We start from the raw sequence: 18,824 nt of genomic DNA, 5'->3' as shown, positions 1-18,824 counted from the left end.
AAAATCGTTTTTTAGATTATTTGTTAAACAAGGTGTGCACAAAACAGGAAAAAAATAGCGCGGCTGGTTAAGTCGCGCTATCTAAGCTATTTAAAACAATAGGCATAGCATGATTATTGTGCTGGGAAACTCGCTTGTAGTTTTTTGACTGCGGCTTTAATCTTACGCGTGTTTTCAGGGCCCATACGGAGCAATAATTTTTGCGCGTTAGGTAATGCTTCTAAATTTGGATCAGCAAAGTGGTAGTTTACTGTTACTGAAGACAGTTCGATAGGATCTTCAATAATGGGGGCGTTTTCGACCATAGTAAACATAGCTTGCATACGATTATCGAAATCAATATCACTGTACCCAAGCTCTGCAAATGCCTCGGCAAATAACGGTTTTAGCTCAGTGTAGGTTGCGACTAAATCTTTTTCATTTAAGCCAGCAACAAAATCAGCATACAAATCGTAACGATGGTAGCTGTCAGGATTTAAGAAGATTTTGTTGGTAATTTCGCTCACTGAAAACTCAGTTTCTGGCCCTTTTAATGGGCTAGCTTTACGCACTAATTCGCCTTGCGCTAGGTTGTCGACAAATACGACAAATTGACGGGCAATGTCTTTTTTCAAAATCATTGGCGCAATTTTCATCCCATTAGCGATGGCTAAGGTTTTATTTTCAATAAAGTCGTCTGATTCTGCTAGCGCAGGTAATGGTTCAGCGGCAATGGTTTCATCATTTGATTCAGGCTCACCCGTTGGAACCACATCATCATCAACAGCAGCAACGATTTGTTGCGGCTCTTCAATCGGTGCTTGTTCAATCGGTGTTTCGGGTAATGTTTCAGGTAACTCAACCGGTGTCATGACAACGGGATCTAACTCTTCGGTGTTGTCGCTAGTAAAGTAAAAATAGCTACTTGCAGCAAGTAACGCGATAACTGCGATAGCAATAAAGGCTATATTGGTACCAGACTTTTCATCTGCTTGTGGTGTAATTCTATCTTCTTCATTAACTTGCATTTCAAATCCTTGGCATGTGTGCTATCGATATAGGTATCTAAATGGAATCGAAAAATACTGCGTAATACCATTTTGCAATATTCAACGGACTTGTCTAGTGGTAACTGGTGATAAACCGCATTAATTCAATTTTAGCGCAAACTTTTAAGCTTGGACGTACTGTTGGCGGTCTCCTAACCATCGCTCAATGATGGCATCGATATTTTGCGGCACCAGTTGGTTAATATGCACCGCTAATTTTTGAGTGGGGGCAATAAGGTGTTGATCGCGAATTAAGTCGGCAATTTTAAGGTCGGCTAAGCCAGTTTGTTTGGTGCCCAGTACTTCACCGGGGCCCCTGATCTCAAGATCTTTTTGCGCAATCACAAAGCCATCGTTGCTGTCTCTTAATACTCCTAGGCGTTTGGTTGCCGTTTGCGATAACGGCGCTTTGTAAAGCAGCACACAATGGCTGGCTACTGCGCCACGACCAACACGACCTCGAAGTTGATGTAATTGCGCTAGCCCAAGCCGCTCAGGATTTTCAATAATCATTAAACTGGCATTAGGCACATCTACGCCGACTTCTATGACGGTAGTCGCCACCAATAAGTTCAACTCACCTGACTTAAACTGCGCCATGATGGCCTGTTTTTCAGCGCTTTTCATCCGGCCATGCACTAAACCTACTTTTAACTCGGGCAGTGCAGCGCTCAGTTCTGCCGCGGTGTCTTCTGCGGCTTGGCATTCTAAGACTTCAGATTCTTCAATTAAGGTACACACCCAATAAGCCTGGCGGTTATCGTTAATGGCGGCATGTCTGACGCGTTCAATGATCTGTTGCCGGCGAGTATCGGCAATCGCCACCGTGGTGACAGGTGTGCGCCCTGGTGGCAGCTCATCAATAATGGAGGTATCCAGATCGGCATAGGCGGTCATGGCGAGTGTGCGCGGTATTGGCGTTGCGGTCATAATCAGCTGATGAGGGTGAAAGCCTTGGCTAATGCCTTTTTCTCGAAGGCCTAAGCGTTGATGCACCCCAAAGCGGTGCTGCTCATCAATAATGATTAATGCCAGTTTATTAAACACAACGGCTTGTTGAAAAATAGCATGGGTGCCAATCACCATTTGTGCTGCACCGCTGGCGATGTCTTCAAGTGATTGAGCCCTGGCTTTGCCTTTCAGCTTGCCAGCTAACCAGCCGACTTTAAGGCCTAAAGGCTCAAACCAGGCGGCAAAGTTCGCCGCGTGTTGTTCGGCTAATAATTCGGTGGGAGCCATCATTGCCACTTGGTAGCCATTTTCTAGGGCTTGCAGAGCGGCAAGTGCCGCCACTAAGGTTTTACCTGAACCCACATCCCCCTGCACAAGGCGCATCATGGGGGTAGGGTGTTGTAAATCCTGGTTGATTTCTGCGACCACGCGTTGTTGTGCCCCAGTTGGCGAAAAGGGCAGTTGAGTCAAAAATGGTTGTAATAACTGCCCTGTAGCGGCCATGGCGACTGCCGCGTCTTGATTACTTCGCTGGCGAAGTTGCAACATGCTGAGGTTATGGGCCAGTAGCTCTTCTTGTATTAAGCGTTGCTGAGCAGGATGTTGTCCTTGCTCTAACTCATAAGGCGATACTGAGCTGGATGGGCGGTGCAGGGTATGCAGCGCATCGCGCAGGCTAATGTTATTGGGCTGCAAATTGGCTGGGAGTAATTCAGGTAATCCGCCTTGGTCTAGCATAGCCAATGCTTGCTCAGTTAGACGTATCCAACTGGCTTGTTTTAAGCCTTCTGTTGTTGGGTAAATTGGCGTTAGTGTGTCACTTAAGTTGACGGTTTCACCTGGGTGGATGATTTGATATTCAGGGTGAACGATTTCTTTATGATGGTTGCCGCGCCTTATCTCTCCATATGCTCTGATAATCGCACCGTTTTCCATGGCATTTCGTTGCGCCATTGAAAAATTAAAAAAGCGCAAGCTCATTACGCCGCTGTGATCGCGGACATGGCACACTAACATGCGCTTACGGCCTTGCATGATTTGTGTTGATTGAATTTCTGCTTCTATGGTGCCGTAACTGGCTGGAGGTAATGCGGCAATAGGGTAGATTTGCGTTCGGTCTTCGTAGCGCAGCGGTAAGTGAAACAACACATCTTGTACTGTTTTTATACCGAGCTTAGCTAGCTTTTCAGCGACCTTTTTGGCAACGCCTTTAAGGTCTGTGATTGGAACGCGATCCAGTTGTAGCAAATTGCGTGCACCTAAAATTGATAAGTAAAAATAGCAGTGATATCAATTGGCCCCAGCCGATCACTGTAATTATATACAGATATTTAGGTTATCTTAGCAGAGTTTGCTCACAAGGCAATATGTTAACCATGATTACAACCACCCCTTTTGCTTAGCGATCCTTGCGGCATCGATTCGATTACTGGCGTTAAGTTTGTTGATGGCTTCAGATAAATAGTTACGTACAGTACCTTCGGCAATAAACAATTTGCTGGCAATATCAGCCGTAGACAGCCCTTCACTTGCAAGGCGAAGCGCTCGACGCTCTTTATCGTTAAGCGGATCAAGTTCACCTATTGCGCTAAACGCCAGTTCAGGATCAATGACGCGTTTACCAGCCATTACTTGTTTTATGGTGCTGATAAGCTCATCTGAGGGGGCATCTTTTAATAAAAAACCACTGACACCGTATTCTAATGCTCGCTTTATATAACCAGCTCTGCCAAAGGTTGTGAGGATAATCACTTTTGTTGAGCAAGTTTGTTGCTGCAGCCATTGGCTAAGTTCTAAACCTGACTTTCCGGGCATTTCTATGTCGGTTAATAATAAATCGTAGTGCTGAGATTTAAGCATGGCGAGGGCTTTATCACCGTCTTCGACCTCAGTGATAGTGATGTTATCAACGGCCAATGTGAGTAGGGCTGCAAGCGCTCCACGGACCATGGCTTGATCTTCTGCTAATAAAATATTCATTGTGTCTCTGTTACTGGCAAAGTAATGGTAACCGTAAAGTGGGGGCCTAATTGATACTGCACTTTGGCATCTAATAACGCTGCTCGTTCTGTTATTCCGTTTAGTCCGTTACCTTTTATGAGGGTATCAACGGCACTGTTTTCGATATAGCTGACTACCATGCTTTGCGGCGTAGATTGAAAAGCAATAGTGCATTGGTCTGCTTTGCTGTGCTTAACGGTATTGTTAACTAATTCGGTTAACATCAAACACAATTGTGATTCTGTGAGGTTGTTTAACGTTGGCCACTGGCCTTCAATATTAACCTCAATGGATTTGTCTCTCAGGGTTTGTGATAGCGTATTTAGGGTTTGGCTCAGGCCTTGATGTTTGTAGTTGGTGACGGTTTGTCTAATTTGGCTTAAGCAGTCGCGGGTTATTTGGCTCACTTGGTTGATTTGTTGTTGGGCCATGTCAGTTTTACCTGCGCTTATGAGTTTATCAGCGAGTTCTGTTTTAAGTGCGATAGAGGCTAAATGATGGCCCATAACGTCGTGTAAATCACGGGCTATGCGTTCGCGCTCAAGTGCTGTGGCGAGGTGAGATATTTCATCTTTAGACTGTTTTTGTTGGCGCTTAATGCGTTGACGATTTTGCTCAACAATCCCAAAAACACCCACACCTAGGCAGATCCCCATCCCGTAAAAAGTAAAAAAGTAACCAGAATACCCCACGATAATATTGATAGCGAATAGCAGCAAACTGATACCTATATAGCTTAATATCGCGGTGCGCAAGGAGTAGAAAAAACCGATAAAGAAACAACAAAAACTGAATAAAGACATGGCGCCGCTTGTGAGAAACCCCGACACGATGGCAATGGAGAGCATTAATAGAATAGGTTTGAATGCGTGCTCTTTTGTACTGCTATATGCCCAAAAGTAGCCAACAACAAAAGGGATAAGCAGTGCAATAGCAAAAAATATTTTTAGCCACTGTTCATCCATAAAGTACAGTGGAATAAAGTAAAACCCAAGGTTTAATAAGTAAACCCAAGCTATTTTTTGTTCGTAGCTTTTTTCTTTTTTTATGGGTAAGCAAGTTGTCATTGTGCCTCCTAGCGCAGTTAATCATAGAGTAACTGCGCGTTAACTCAAGCCAAATACGTAAGGCATTACTGCGTTACAGCTTGTTGGCTTAATAGATATTTAGCCCAGCCGTATTGTGGATCGATATCGATTGCATGTTGCCAATCTTGTAATGCCCCACTTATGTCCCCTTGTTCTTGCTTTGCTAAGCCGCGCCATGTGTAGGCTTCTGCATGACCCCAACAAATGGTGTCGCAAGGTAGGTCGTAAAGTGTAATTGCCTGGCTTGCTAAGTTTTGTGCCTTTTCTAGTCCGCCGCCAAATACGCTCGGAGTGTAAAAGGCATTGATTGCTTTGACTAAGCTCACTCTTGGGTTGTTGGGCTCTAACGCTGTGGCTTGCTGCAATAGTGTGGCAGTTTTCATACCGTACTCAGTTCCTTTGCTGTTATCTAACGCGATTTGCATGCCATATACCGCAGCCAGTAATGCTTGTGAGTCAGCGGTTGTTTGTGCGTCGAGTAAGTTTTCTAAGGCTTTTTGCGCTTCGTTTAACGAATCCCCAGCCTGCTTACGTTGGCCACTAATATTAGCTGTGATGGCTAATCGATAGAACGCGTAGGCCTGTTCATAGTCGCTGGTGTTTTGGCTATATTGCGCGAGTTGATTCATGTTCATGGTGTTGGCTGCGGCATCAATCTCCTTGATATCGGCAAGGCTGTGGTGGCTAACTAAACTAAGGCTGGTAATTAATAGTAGTGTTTTCATGGTGCTCTCCTTGGTTGTCCCTGATATGTGGGAGTCAGGTTAGTATGGAGAAACACAGATTTGATTGTCAGGCACAAAGGTCACCAATAAAGGGTGACAAATGTCATTTTGGAGCCAAAAAAGGCCAACATTGTTGTTGGCCTTATTGGGTTCGCTCAATATTTGATGGATTAAACCACTTGCATAACTAAGTAGCTGGTATAGCCAATATATCCCGCGAGTAATACACCACCTTCACGTCGGCCAATACGTAAACCACTCCAAGCAAATGGCAAAACCATAATGGCAAAAATTAACATGGCAATAAAATCAATCTCGTTAAAACCTGCACCCGAAACAGGATGAATAAGCGCAGTGGCACCGAGTATGCCTAAAATATTAAAGATGTTTGAGCCAACAACGTTACCAATGGCGATGTCGCTTTGACCTTTTAACGCAGCCATCACCGAGGTGACCAGCTCAGGCATACTTGTGCCAATCGCCACAATCGTTAAGCCAATAATCACTTCGCTAATACCAAATTGTTTAGCTAAATCAACTGCTCCATCAACAAACAAAATACCGCCACCCACTAACATGGCAATACCTACTGCAATTAGTAGTATTGAAATTAGCGGGTTTTGTGGCGTGGCATCAATGTCTAACTCTTCAGGGCTGTTTTTTGAGCTAACATAACTAAAGCCCAAGTAACCGATGAGTAGGCTAAATAAAATAGCACCATCAATAAAACTGACATCGCCATCAAGTAATAAAAACCACACCAAAATCGATGCAGCGATCATGATAGGAATATCGCGTTTAACCATTTGTGATTGCACGGTAATCGGGCGGATAAGTGCGGTTATGGCTAAAATAAGCCCGATGTTAACGATGTTAGACCCCACTACGTTGCCCAGTGCAATACCGGGATTACCTGCAAGCGCTGATTTAACGCTTACTGCGAGTTCTGGCGCACTTGTACCAAATGCAACAATGGTTAACCCTATGATGAGCGGGGCAATCCCTAAACGAAGTGCCACAGCGCTTGCTCCGCGCACTAACGCTTCTGCTCCAAAGGTTAAAATAATAAAACCGCCAATAATCGATAACGCAATGAACATGTTTTTCTGCCTTGTGAAGTCAAGCGGTACCACATTAGTACAGCCTAATTAAGTGCGGCTATAATGACAGAATATGTCAAAAAAATACACGCTGTGTAGCGTGTATTTTTTTCTCATTTAGCAATAAAAAATGATTGCAAATTACAATTCATCTTCCCAACGAACTTTGGCTCCGCGTACACCTTCAACTTTTGCGCTGAAGGCTTTTTCAAGCACATGACGCTTAATTTTTAATGTTGGTGTTAATACATCATTCTCGATATTCCACTCGTCGTTAACAACCACAATAGCATCAACATGCTCGTGTGATTCTAAGTGAGGATTAACGCTGTCGAGGGTTTCTTTTAATGACGTTCTTACTTCTTCACGAGGCTGTAATTTAGAGCCTTCAGACAATTGAACTAGTGCCACCGGATGAGGTAAGCCTGAACCGATCACGCAGATTAATTCAATATGCGAGTCTTGAGCTAATTTACGCTCAATGGGAACTGGGGCGACATACTTACCTTTTGAGGTTTTGAAGTTATCTTTAACTCGACCAGTAATGTCGATATAGCCGTCTTCGTCAATTTCGCATAAATCGCCAGTATGGAAAAACCCGTCTTCTGTAAATGCGGCGGCGGTGGCTTCTTCTTGTAAGTAGTAGCCGCTCATTAAACCTGGGCTTTTAACTAACAGCTCACCTTGTTCAGATTGACGCACTAAGCAACCTTCAACTGGACGCCCAACAGTACCAATTTTTTTGGCATTAAATGGATAATTAATGATTGAGTATGCGCAGTTTTCTGTCATACCCCACGCCTCACAGATATCGATTCCGATACGGTTGTACCACTCAAGTAACGATGGTGGAATGGGTGCAGAACCTGAACCGTTTAAGCGAGATTGATCTAACCCAAGCCCTTTTTTAATTTTACGTTTCACTATGCTGCTAATAATGGGCAGTTTGAGTAAAGTGTTGAGTTTTTTCTCGCCAATTTTATTAATGATATTTAACTGGAACACTGTCCATAAACGCGGCACTGAGAAAAATACGGTAGGGCGGCAGCGCTGAATATCGTCAACAAATGAGTCGAGAGATTCAACAAAAGAAACGGTTGCTCCAGAATAGAAAGATGAGCCTTCTATTGCGACACGCTCAGTGATGTGTGCAAGCGGTAAATAAGAGAGTAATCTGTCGGCCGTATTGGTTTTTAAGTCGCGAATGACGGCTTCACAAGCCCAACCATAGCTGGCAAAAGTTTGTATCGCACCTTTAGGTTTACCTGTGGAGCCAGATGTATAAATCAGTGTCATCACCTGGTCTGTTGTGGGTAGTGCTTCTTCTACAAGCGGTTGTCCGAGTTTTAATAATTGTTCCCAATGATATTGGGCTGGCATAGTGTCGTATGGCATGGCTAAACGCAGGATTTCACCGCCTACTGCGGTTTCTTGCTCGGCCCAATGATCAAGTTTGCCGGTAAAAATGGCTTTGGCGCCACTGTGTTCAAGCACGTAACGGATGGTTTCGGCATTGGCGGTAGGGTAAATAGGTACACTAATGTATCCACCGTACATGAGGGCTAAGTCGACAATAAACCATTCGGCACAGTTTTTGGACAAAACCGCAATTTTGTCGCCACGTTCTAAACCAAGGTGGCGAAGTGAACCTGCAATTTGTTGCATTTTTTGTTGAACTTCGCGCCAGGTGAAATCAACATATTTGCCGCCAATTGGCTGGCGAAGGTAAACTTTATCACCTTGTGTATCTACCCAGTGAGACAGCATCTCAACGGGAGTTTTAATTAAATTTTCCATCGACACTTCCATTTTCTTTATAGTTATTTGGGTTTTAATACTATCAACTGAATCGTTAAAAACATCCCCATGTTTTATCACTTTCAGGTACGCTGATACGGGCATAGTGACCCGTGTACATTAATGAGATTATGAGCCTTACAGCTTGTCTTGATTAACGTTATTATCTTTTTACGACATGACTGAATCACTTTAGTATGGCGATTTTTGTGCGCTGGCGCAAACCGTTTGCACACTCTGCGTGCAGGATCACGCTTTAGTTACGTTAGCAGAATCTGTTGAATAAACAATAGGTGTTGAGCATTTACTCTACAAAAATGAATGAGCTATAAAAAAGGCGCCCTAGGCGCCTGATGAAAATAATGTACCTTCGTACTTATATTTCCATGATGCCATCCATCTCAACCAGAGACCCTTTTGGTAACTCTTTTACACCAATCGCGGCACGAGCAGGGTATGGTTGTTGAAAGTAACGGCTCATAATGTCATTTACAGTGGCAAAGTGAGATAAATCGGTTAAGAAGATATTGAGCTTAACGATATCACTCATTTTTCCGCCCGCGGCTTCGCACACAGCGGTTAAATTTTCGAATACTTGTATAACTTGCTCAGAAAAATCATCGCTTACCATGGTCATGGTTTTTGGATCTAATGGGATTTGCCCTGATAGATAAACAGTACTGCCTACTTTTACTGCTTGTGAATAAGTGCCAATTGCCTGCGGGGCTTTGTCGGTAGCGATGATAATTTTTTCAGCCATTTGGGTACTCTCTTATCATTTATAGTAATTAACGATTACGCGATGTGCGCAGTACTTCTGGCAACACGCGGATCCGGCGCATAACATTGGCCAGGTGGACACGATCTTTCACTGAAATTCGTAAATTAATCAAATACACACGGCCATCACGCTCTTCTGTGCTGAGGTTGTGAATATTAGACCCAGCCGAGGCAATAATTGACGTAATTTTAGCTAATGCACCATGGTGGTTGACAATTTCAACCCGCAAGTTGGCTTGATATTCAACGCCCTCTACGTTATCCCAGTGCACCGAAATGTATTTGTCTGGCTCGCCTTGATAACCACGAATATTGGCACAACTCTCCATGTGCACCACTAGGCCTTTACCTGGACTCACATGAGCGATCACTGCATCCCCGGGGATTGGACGACAGCAGTTAGCGTAAGTGACTAGCATGCCCTCTGCGCCACGGATTGGCATTTGTGGTTTTTCTTTGTTGTTATCATGCGAGTCAAATTGTTCGCCAACTAATCGCTGAGCAATCACTATGCTCATGGCATTGCCTAAGCCAATGTCTGCCAACAGTGAGTTGAGCGAGGTATGTTTGGTTTCTTTAATGACTTTGTCGAGTAATTCTGGCGGAATGCTCTCAAGTTTTGTATCACCTAACGCATGATTTAATAAGCGTTTACCCAGTGCGATGGCATTATCACCTTTAAGGCTCTTTAATACCTGACGAATTTTACCGCGAGCCTTACCCGTGACCACAAAATTGAGCCATGCTGCGTTTGGTCGCGCGCCTTTGGCGGTAATAATTTCAACTGTTTGGCCAGAAATAAGCGGTTGGCTTAATGGGTATGCTTGACGATTAACGCGTGCACCAACGCATGAGTTACCCACGTCGGTGTGCACTTCGTAGGCAAAGTCGACTGCGGTTGAGTTAACAGGTAATTCTAGAATGCGACCTTCAGGGGTAAAGACGTAGATTTCTTCTGGGAAGAGTTCGGTCTTAACGTTTTCAACAAACTCAAATGAACTACTAGCACTTTGCTGTAGTTCAAGCAGGCTTTGCATCCATTTATGTGCACGTACCTGGGTTGTGTTTTGCTTAGAAGCATCGGTGTTATTTTTATACATCCAATGCGCTGCAACCCCTTTGTCGGCCATTTGATCCATTTCTTCGGTGCGAATTTGCACTTCAACTGGAACGGCATGGGGGCCAAATAAAGAGGTGTGTAATGATTGATAGCCGTTTGCCTTTGGAATGGCAATATAGTCTTTAAAGCGACCTGGCCGAGGTTTATATAGGCCATGCATAGCGCCAAGTACGCGGTAGCTAGTGTCAATAGAGTCGACGATAATTCTAAAGGCGTAGATGTCCATCACTTCTTGGAATTGCAACTCTTTGCTGCGCATCTTGCGGTAAATAGAATAGAGGTTTTTTTCGCGACCTTTGACTTTTGCCGGGATCCCGGCTTCTTCTAGGCGAGAAGCGATTGCTGATTCGATACTGTTGATCAGCTCTTTTCGATTGCCCCTAGCAGCTTTAACCACATCGCGTATTACCCTGTGGCGCATAGGGTAATATGCTTGAAAACCTAAGTCTTCAAGTTCGATTTTGATGTTATGAATACCCAAACGGTTTGCAATCGGGGCATAAATTTCTAAGGTTTCACGAGCAATACGACGACGCTTGTCTGGGCGAAGCGCCCCAAGGGTTCGCATATTATGTGTGCGGTCAGCTAACTTAATGAGGATCACTCGTATATCTTGAGTCATTGCCATCATCATTTTGCGGAAGTTTTCCGCTTGAGCTTCTTTTTTGTCGCGAAACTTGATTTTGTCAAGCTTAGATACACCTTCGACAAGCTCCGCAACTGTAATACCAAACAACTCGGTGAGCTCTTCTTTAGTGACGGGGGTGTCTTCTATGGTGTCGTGGAGCAGGGCAGCCATAAGCGACTCGTGATCGAGACGCATGTCTGCCAGGATGCGGCTAACCGCAACTGGATGGGTAATGTAAGGCTCGCCACTTGTGCGCATTTGCCCTTCGTGGGCATCACGCGCAACCAAATAGGCCTGCTTGAGTAATTCGACTTGCTCCGGCTCTAAGTAGCTGGAAGCTGACTCTTTTAGACCTTCAAACAGATACAAGTGGCGCTACTCCTTAAATTACGCGGCCTTCTGCAATGGCTGCAACTGCGGCGATTTCAGCAGCTTCACGTTCACGAACAGTTTGGCGTTCGTCAGCATCTAATGTGTTTGAGGTGACCAAACCAAGTTCGATTTCGCGCAATGCGATAACCGTTGGCTTGTCATTCATCTCCTCAACCATAGGATCTTTACCTTGCACAGCGATTTGGCGTGCGCGACGCGCTGCAACCAGGATCATATCAAAACGGTTGCCGATTTTGTTTACGGCGTCTTCTACAGTTACGCGAGCCATGTGTTGAAACTCCAGTGTTATCTATGGGAAAAAATGACGCAAAATTGTACACTATGACAATTAATCTGCCAAGAGATCAACAAGCATATCATTGTGGGTATGCTGCTGACTAGCACAGGTTAGCCTTTGGCTGCGAATAATTGCGCTTAAATCCGCCAGTGCACTATCAAAGTCATCGTTTACTATTACAAATTCATATTGTGAATAGTGCGACATTTCTGATACGGCCTGCGCCATACGTGAGTCGATAACTGCTTGGCTGTCTTGGCCTCGGCCAGTTAAACGTCGCTCTAATTCAGCCTTTGAAGGCGGTAAAATAAATACCCCTATGGCATAAGGCATTAGCTTTTTGACTTGCTCTGCGCCTTGCCAGTCGATATCTAAAAATACATCAATACCTTGTGCGAGGGTTTGCTCTATTACGGTTTTAGATGTGCCATAAAAATTACCGAATACTTCTGCCCATTCGATAAATGCATTCTGTGCAATAAGCGCTTTAAATTGCTCAACACTCACAAAATGATAGTGTTGTCCGTCGATTTCGCCTGGGCGAGGTTGGCGGGTGGTATGTGACACTGAAACCTGTTTATCGCTGGGTTTATCTTTTAAAAGTGCCGAGATAAGTGACGATTTACCTGCACCGCTGGGTGCGGACACAATAAAAAGATTTCCACGAGTGCTCATAAATTGGCTTTCATCCGATTATTCATTAAGAAAGCTTAATATTATACTCGCTAATAGTAAGGTTATGCTAGGGCTATTAGGCGCCAGAGTGTTACCTGGACAGTGTGATAACCCCAAGACATAATTTTGATGGGTAATAGGGCATTATTTCGATAAAATAATTGCTTAAAACATGCATTGGATCTGGCTTTATAAGATAAATTCTGTAGGCTTTGCGCTGTTGTGTGAAATGGTTATTTATGGTGTTGTTTTTCTACGCCAATAAACGCTTTATGTGCAAGCTCGGATGCACTGTAAGGTTAATAATCTGTACTAATAACACTGTTTTATCAATTTACTCAGTAAACCAACATAGGAATGTTTGATGTTAGTAAAAACCCTGCTGTGCCACGAAGGTCGTGACACAGGTCTAAGGTTAATGGTCATTGTATTTGCAGCGTTTGCGTTATTGAGCCTCGCAGCGATGGTGTTTCCTGCAAGTATTATCATTTTAATCTTCACGCTAGTGTCTTTACCTATTGTCGGCTTATCTGCAATTCGCCGCTTATATGACGCTAACAAAACCATTAAGCTTGTGACTGTTTGCATACTGCCTGTATTCATTTTTGGTGTTTCAGCATATTTTATGGCGCCATTTGGCGCATTAGCAGGGCTTTTTTTATTTGGGTTAGCCTGTGGTGCCTATTTAAGCTTTTTGCCGAGTAAAAATAACATTCAATACGAGCTTGGTTACAACGGCCCCAATTTGGTTGTTAGTGCTACTTCAAATTCAATGCATCAGCGACAAGATCCCGTTATTAAAGGGCAGCATTCTTCACCGCTAACAGATGCCTCATCGAACTCTTTTGGGCATGAGTTAACGCCACATGTTGAGCGTGACAATAAGGCCGATCAATCATCAGCGCCTACTATGCACTCAACGGTAGATGTCGACCCTGACGATATTGAAGATGCAGAGGATGACTTACCTAATGAGCCACATTTGGCCCATCATGTTGATGACGATCTGAGTACCGGTTTGTTTGCCGCAACTCGTGAGCGCGTTCATCAGCCTTTATATGTTGACCAAGATGCACTGAAGTCTGGCTCGATAACCGAATTGGCTAAATCATGGATTAATGTTGCGAAACTGCACCAACTTAAGTTGATATTGGCGGGAAAAATTATTGCTGCTATCGGCATCGCCTGTGCATTAATTTATCTTGTGATGGCCTTAGTTAATGCCATTTCTAGCTCTGATTCCGACGACATCGATGCAGAAATGACACAAGGTGTCATTGAACCTGTATCAATGACTCGACAAATGGTTAAGCTGCCAGACGGTTTTTGGTTAGCGTTAGAAGGTGATGTGCTTATTTTACGCTGGCTTGGTGATGCTGGAGATGCACAAAACTTGTGGCGTTTAGCCAGTGCGGTTGGCGATCAAACATGTGCCCATTTAGCATTTAATGATGGCAGCCAATTTAGGCCGCTTACTGTTGATTTATTAGCCGATGGCGCTACTGAGGCAAGGTTTTCTCCGTTAGATAAAAATGTCATGGTGAATAACGTGGCACTGCGTGGAAGTTTTAAGTTGTGTGGTTATGAATTTAGTTTAAAAGGCAGCCAGGCTGCATTGATGCAAAACCCTCAGTTTGAAAGCTTATTAAGTCAGTAATAAAAGTGCTGTGGCAAGTAACATAAAGCCGTAGCAATAATGACCATTTATTGTGATTAGGGACAATGGATTGATAGCGTTTATTAGGCAGGTTGTGGTGCCTCAGTTTGGTTTTTATTCAGCAGATACAACCATTACCCCTCTGGGTAATGGACATATCAATCACACGTTCTTGGTTGCAAACCCAACCAAGAAAGTTGTGTTACAAAAGCTTAATACCGCCATATTTACTATGCCTGACGCAGTTGTTAACAATAGCGCTAATATTAGCCGTCATTTGTTGTCTAAACGCAAAGAAAAACAGTATGCCATGCAGGTTATTAGTCCCGTATTGACAGAGAGTGGCTTGTTAGGGCTTGATCTTGGCGAGCAAGGCTTTTGGCGTGCAATCGACTATTTAGAATATAGCCATACCATTGATGTTGTGACTATTGCGCAGCAAGCAGAAGTGGCAGCTTACGCTTTTGGCCATTTTGCTTCAGCGCTCAGCGACATGCATACTGACAGCGTGGTTGATGTTATCCCTAATTTTTTAAATTTACCTCAGCGCCTAGCGCAATTAAGGCAATCTGCTGATAGCGATCTCTGTGGACGATTGGCGACTTGTCAACCATGGGCTGAATATGCTTTGTCACAAACAGAAGTGTTAGCGCAGTTGGCCGACTTTGAAACTAAATTGCCGAAACGTATTTGTCACAATGACACTAAAATCAATAATATGTTATTTGATAAACGTGATATGTCCAGTATGGCCATTATTGATTTAGATACCTGCATGTCGGGTTATTTAATGTATGATTTTGGTGATATGGTCAGGGCATTTTGCTCCCCGGAGCCAGAGGATTCAACCCTTCTAAATCATGTTTATGCACGCCCAGAAATTATCACGATAGCAACTAAGGCATATCTTGAAGCGTTAAATGGGATCATTACACCATTAGAAAAACAAAGTTTATGGCTCGGTATTAAGGTGATGTCTTTAATGCTCGGCGCGCGCTTTTTAACAGACTATTTAACTGGTGATGTGTATTTTGCAACCGAGCATTCACAGCACAATTTAGACCGCGCAATTAATCAGTTAACCATTTATCAAAGTTTAGTTAAACAACAAGCACAACTCATTACATTGTTTAACTAATTCGCTACGAATATCATATAAAAGTAAGGTTTGTATGGATGCCTAATTTGCTCAGTAAGTATAAATGGATTTTATTTGATGCTGACGAAACATTATTTCATTTTGATGCTTTTTCAGGTTTAAAGTTAATGTTTTCTCGTTTTGATATTGATTTTAATACTGACGATTTTGATCGCTATCAACAAGTTAATAAACCCTTATGGGTTGATTATCAAAATGGGGTAATTACGGCGGCTCATTTGCAACATACTCGTTTTAATGAATGGGCCCATAAGCTTTCTGTAACCCCGCAAGAGTTAAATAGTCATTTTTTAACTGCCATGGCTGATATTTGTCAGCCTTTGCCTGGGGCGCGTGAATTAGTTGATTCACTTATTGGGCGAGTGAATTTAGGTATTATTACCAACGGCTTTACCGAGTTACAGAGTGTACGTTTAAGTAAGACAGGCTTTGAACATGCGTTTAGCCCTGTGGTTATTTCTGAGCAAATAGGCAAAGCAAAACCAGATATTGCCATCTTTAATCATGCTTTTAGTTTAATGGGTGAGCCTGAAAAGCATCAGGTATTAATGGTTGGTGACAATCTTCATTCAGATATTTTAGGCGGTAATAAAGCTGGCATAGATACCTGCTGGTTAAATCATCATGGTGAAGCTGTGAGTGATGACATCGCCCCGAGTTATCAGGTTAAAACGCTAACGGAGTTGCATCAATTGCTACTACAGCAATAAAAATGATCATCATTTCGGGATAAAAAAGCCATTCGATTGAATGGCTTTTTAGATCAAATCTTATTCGAGCTATTGAAATAAATCTTCTGCTACGTTGTCGATAAAGATATCACCATTTTGCGGCGTTTCAGTTACATACTCTTTAGGTTCTGTACCTTCAACAAAATACTCAAACTCTGTAGTGTGATCTGTTTTGCGAGTCAATTTGCCTGTTGCGAGATCAATACGCGCAGACACAATCCCTTTTGGTGGAACCACAGGGTATTCTGGCGTTCCAGCAAGTGCTTTATTCATAAAGTCATTCCAACCAGGACCTGCAGTTTTTGCGCCGGCTTCAGCACCTGATATTTGATCAGGTTCACCGTTAGCCATCCAGCTTGAACGCCCTAACTGGCGACCATGATCATCAAAACCAACCCAAAACGTTGAAGTTAATGTTGGATTAAAACCACTAAACCAGGTATCACGTGATTCGTTTGTTGTACCTGTTTTACCTGCGATATCATGACGTTTGATTAACTTAGCTGCACGCCAAGCCGTGCCGTTCCAGCCTGTGCCCTTACTCCAGTCTCCGCCGCCCCAAATAACACTTTTTAATGCTTCAGTGATTAAAAAAGCCGTTTGCTCTGAAATTACTTTTTTTGCAAATCGTGCATTGGGGTTACTGCAAATGTTGTCTTCTTTGGTTATTGTAACCGTTGATGTATTGAATTCATCTTCGTTTTCAATCACTTCTGTTGACGATGCTTGTGCTTCGATTGGTTGAGATAACTCTTCTGCCATAGCAGCAAATGGGTCTTCTACATCGATTTCTTGGGTATTTATTTCTTGTGGTTTTTCACATGCGATTGCCGGTATGGTTTGTTCAATCATATTGTCATAACCATCTGTCACATGGTCAATAAAATACGGTTCAACCAAATAGCCGCCATTGGCAAATACGTTAAATGCGGTTGCAACTTGTAGAGGTGTGACGGATGGCGAGCCTAAAGCTAAAGATTCATTACGAGGTAAATCATTAGGATCAAAGCCAAATTTAACCAGCTCTTTAATGGTATTATCTAAGCCAGCATGACGCATTGCACGAACAGACATCACGTTTATTGACTGTGCCAATCCCACCCGCAATCGAGTTGGACCACCATATATATCAGGCGAGTTTTTAGGGCGCCAAGCGGTACCTTGACGTGTATCTGGCTTGTTAATTGGCGCATTGTTAATTAATGTCGCTAAGGTGTAGTCTTTTTCAAGCGCTGCAGCATAAATAAACGGTTTAATGTTTGAACCTAACTGGCGTTTGGCTTGAGTGACACGGTTAAATTGGCTTTGGCTAAAGCTAAATCCACCCACTAACGCTCTAATTGCACCATCGTGAGGTTCCAGTGAAACGGTGGCGCTTGAAACGGATGGTATTTGCGATAATTGCCAATGTTGCCCATTGTTGCGGATCCACACTTGCTGGCCGGCACTGAGAATGTCAGCTGCTTGTTTAGGTGGTAGGCCTTGACGTTTATCGCTAATAAATTTACGCGCCCATTTTAGCCCTTTCCACTCAAGTGTGATGAGCTTTCCATCACTGTCTAAAACTTGTGCTTGTTGACCGTTCACACTCATCACCGCGGCAGGAATAATCCCCTGCATTGGTGAGATTTGTCTTAATTTGTTAGTAATCTCATCTTGTGTTAATGGCGTTTCAGTCCACAATTGAGCTTCAGGACCTCGGTAGCCGTGGCGTTGATCATATGCAAACACATTATCCCGTAATGATTCTTGTGCCATTAACTGCAAATCAGATGAAATCGTGGTGTAAACGTTATATCCGTTGGTGTAGGCCGCTTCTTCACCGTACTTTTGAATCATGTAATCACGAGCCATTTCAGAGATATAAGGAGCATATAAGTCTATTTCAGCTCCATGATACTTGGCCGTTGATGGACTGTTGATGGCTTCTTCGTACTCTGCTTGAGTGATATTGCGTTTTTCTAGCATACGACTTAACACCCAATTTCGACGGGCGATAGCACGCTCAGGATTTCTAATTGGGTTGGCAGCAGATGGAGCTTGGGGTAACCCCGCTATCATTGCCATTTCTGGTAATGTGAGTTGGTGGAGTTCTTTACCATAATATACTTGTGCGGCAGCACCAACACCGTAGGCCCGGTTGCCCAAGAATGAGCGATTTAAGTAAAGTGCTAAAATTTCTTTCTTTGTTAATGCTTTTTCTATTTTTAACGCCAAAAAAATTTCTTTTATTTTACGAATGTATGTTTTTTCGTTTGATAAAAAGAAACCGCGCGCAACCTGTTGAGTAATGGTACTCGCACCCTGGCTTTTTTTCCCTGTGGTGATCAAAATGGTTGCGGCTCGAATAATCCCTATAGGATCAATCCCTCTGTGTTCAAAGAAACGCGCGTCTTCTGTATCAAGCACCGCATTAATTAATTGTGCTGGAACGTCATCATACTCTACTGGAATACGGCGTTTTTCACCAAACTGAGAAATAAGTTTGCCGTCACGGCTGTATATTCGCAGCGGAGTTTGTAACTGTACCGTCTTTAATGAATTGACATCGGGCAAATCGGGCAACACATAGAAGTAAGCTGCAGTAATAGCTGCAACTCCTAAAAGTGATAGGCTAAAAAAGGCGATTAATAAACGTTTAAACCACTTCACTCGATAATTCCAAGAAAAAACAAAAATAGTGGTGATAGTATATAAGCCACAGTGTTTTTGGT

The 18,824-nt window shown here is 43.3% G+C and carries 15 protein-coding genes; 3 read left to right on the top strand and 12 right to left on the bottom strand.

Annotation, left to right across the window (positions count from 1 at the left end):
* Positions 1–113 precede the first annotated feature (113 nt).
* From K8B83_RS00155 to gmk, 11 genes are all read right to left on the bottom strand, one after another.
* Positions 114–1,007 (bottom strand): DUF3014 domain-containing protein, encoded by an 894-nt coding sequence (locus K8B83_RS00155; protein WP_223418872.1) that lies wholly within the window; start codon positions 1,005–1,007, stop codon positions 114–116.
* A gap of 144 nt (positions 1,008–1,151) precedes the next feature.
* A complete protein-coding gene (gene recG / locus K8B83_RS00150) occupies positions 1,152–3,227 on the bottom strand; it encodes an ATP-dependent DNA helicase RecG (RefSeq protein ID WP_223418870.1) in 2,076 nt (691 codons plus the stop codon).
* A gap of 132 nt (positions 3,228–3,359) precedes the next feature.
* A complete protein-coding gene (locus K8B83_RS00145) occupies positions 3,360–3,959 on the bottom strand; it encodes a response regulator transcription factor (protein ID WP_223418869.1) in 600 nt (199 codons plus the stop codon).
* Positions 3,956–5,047 carry a histidine kinase gene (locus tag K8B83_RS00140; RefSeq protein WP_223418867.1) on the bottom strand — a complete coding sequence of 364 codons (1,092 nt, stop codon included), beginning with the start codon at positions 5,045–5,047 and terminating at the stop codon, positions 3,956–3,958. The genes K8B83_RS00145 and K8B83_RS00140 overlap by 4 nt, the downstream gene beginning before the upstream one ends.
* A gap of 65 nt (positions 5,048–5,112) precedes the next feature.
* Positions 5,113–5,793, bottom strand: a complete 681-nt coding sequence (locus tag K8B83_RS00135) for a tetratricopeptide repeat protein (protein WP_188735741.1) — start codon at positions 5,791–5,793, stop codon at positions 5,113–5,115.
* Positions 5,794–5,963: 170 nt separating this feature from the next.
* Complete coding sequence (locus K8B83_RS00130; RefSeq protein ID WP_188735739.1) at positions 5,964–6,893, bottom strand: calcium/sodium antiporter; 930 nt, start codon at positions 6,891–6,893, stop codon at positions 5,964–5,966.
* A gap of 141 nt (positions 6,894–7,034) precedes the next feature.
* Positions 7,035–8,690, bottom strand: a complete 1,656-nt coding sequence (locus K8B83_RS00125; RefSeq protein ID WP_223418865.1) for an AMP-binding protein — start codon at positions 8,688–8,690, stop codon at positions 7,035–7,037.
* A gap of 376 nt (positions 8,691–9,066) precedes the next feature.
* Positions 9,067–9,450: a RidA family protein gene (locus K8B83_RS00120; RefSeq protein ID WP_223418863.1), complete on the bottom strand. Its 384-nt coding sequence runs from the start codon at positions 9,448–9,450 to the stop codon at positions 9,067–9,069.
* Positions 9,451–9,478: 28 nt separating this feature from the next.
* Complete coding sequence (gene spoT / locus K8B83_RS00115; protein ID WP_188735732.1) at positions 9,479–11,587, bottom strand: bifunctional GTP diphosphokinase/guanosine-3',5'-bis pyrophosphate 3'-pyrophosphohydrolase; 2,109 nt, start codon at positions 11,585–11,587, stop codon at positions 9,479–9,481.
* Positions 11,588–11,600: 13 nt separating this feature from the next.
* Positions 11,601–11,879 carry a DNA-directed RNA polymerase subunit omega gene (rpoZ, locus tag K8B83_RS00110; protein ID WP_188735731.1) on the bottom strand — a complete coding sequence of 93 codons (279 nt, stop codon included), beginning with the start codon at positions 11,877–11,879 and terminating at the stop codon, positions 11,601–11,603.
* A 60-nt stretch (positions 11,880–11,939) separates the two neighbouring features.
* Positions 11,940–12,563, bottom strand: coding sequence for a guanylate kinase (gmk, locus tag K8B83_RS00105; RefSeq protein WP_223418861.1), 624 nt, complete (start codon positions 12,561–12,563; stop codon positions 11,940–11,942).
* A gap of 364 nt (positions 12,564–12,927) precedes the next feature.
* On the opposite strand from gmk, the gene K8B83_RS00100 reads away from it, so the two are divergent.
* From K8B83_RS00100 to yjjG, 3 genes are all read left to right on the top strand, one after another.
* The gene (locus K8B83_RS00100) at positions 12,928–14,220 is read left to right on the top strand and encodes a hypothetical protein (RefSeq protein WP_223418859.1); all 1,293 of its coding nucleotides are present in this window, start codon (positions 12,928–12,930) and stop codon (positions 14,218–14,220) included.
* Positions 14,221–14,290: 70 nt separating this feature from the next.
* Entirely contained in the window at positions 14,291–15,358 is a 1,068-nt protein-coding gene (locus K8B83_RS00095) for a phosphotransferase enzyme family protein (protein WP_223418857.1), read from the top strand.
* A 38-nt stretch (positions 15,359–15,396) separates the two neighbouring features.
* A complete protein-coding gene (gene yjjG / locus K8B83_RS00090; protein WP_188735724.1) occupies positions 15,397–16,089 on the top strand; it encodes a pyrimidine 5'-nucleotidase in 693 nt (230 codons plus the stop codon).
* Between the two features lie 69 nt (positions 16,090–16,158).
* Here yjjG and K8B83_RS00085 read toward each other — a convergent pair whose 3' ends face one another.
* Complete coding sequence (locus tag K8B83_RS00085) at positions 16,159–18,762, bottom strand: penicillin-binding protein 1A (RefSeq protein ID WP_223418856.1); 2,604 nt, start codon at positions 18,760–18,762, stop codon at positions 16,159–16,161.
* Between the last annotated feature and the right edge of the window lie 62 nt (positions 18,763–18,824).

Source organism: Shewanella inventionis, assembly GCF_019931735.1.
Classification (GTDB): Bacteria; Pseudomonadota; Gammaproteobacteria; order Enterobacterales; family Shewanellaceae; genus Shewanella; species Shewanella inventionis.
This window is presented reverse-complemented; position numbering and strand designations above follow the sequence as displayed.